This is a genomic window from Streptococcus oralis, from assembly GCF_001578945.1.
GTDB classification, from domain to species: Bacteria; Bacillota; Bacilli; order Lactobacillales; family Streptococcaceae; genus Streptococcus; species Streptococcus oralis_Q.
In genome coordinates, this window is sequence record NZ_KQ969609.1 from 1 (window position 1) to 466 (window position 466).

Annotated in this window: 1 protein-coding gene; it reads right to left on the reverse strand. The window is 38.8% G+C overall.

Annotated elements, in window-relative coordinates; genetic code table 11:
* Positions 1–102: 102 nt before the first annotated feature.
* The coding region (locus SORDD16_RS10010; RefSeq protein ID WP_081215214.1) for a winged helix-turn-helix domain-containing protein at positions 103–466 on the reverse strand (364 nt) is incomplete at its 5' end.

Here is a 466-nt window from a genome sequence, read left to right on the forward strand (position 1 = left end):
ACCTGAAGGATAATCAAGGTCATAGCAGAGAAAATCAAGGTGAACACTCCAAAGTTTCGAATGAAATAGCTGAAATCATCCGCATACCATGTTTTTTTTAGTTTATTGAACATCTTTTAAAATATACCCGACACTACGCAAGGTTTGAAGATTCTCAGCAAAGGCTGTTCCCTTCAATTTCTTACGAACTTTTGAGACATAGACTTCTACAACGGAAATGGTTGTGTCGCTGTCAAATCCCCATAGACGGTCAAAAATTTGCGTCTTGGGAAGAATAACATTTTGATTTTGAAGGAAATAAACCAATAACTCAAACTCTTTTCCGAGTAGTTCCACAGGCGTGTCTTCCACCTTAACCTCATTCGTTGAAAGATTGACGACAATATCCCCATAGGTCAAGGTGTTTTCGTTAAACTTACCTGAACGTTTGAGAAGGGCCTGAATCCGCATTTTGAGTTCTTCTAGG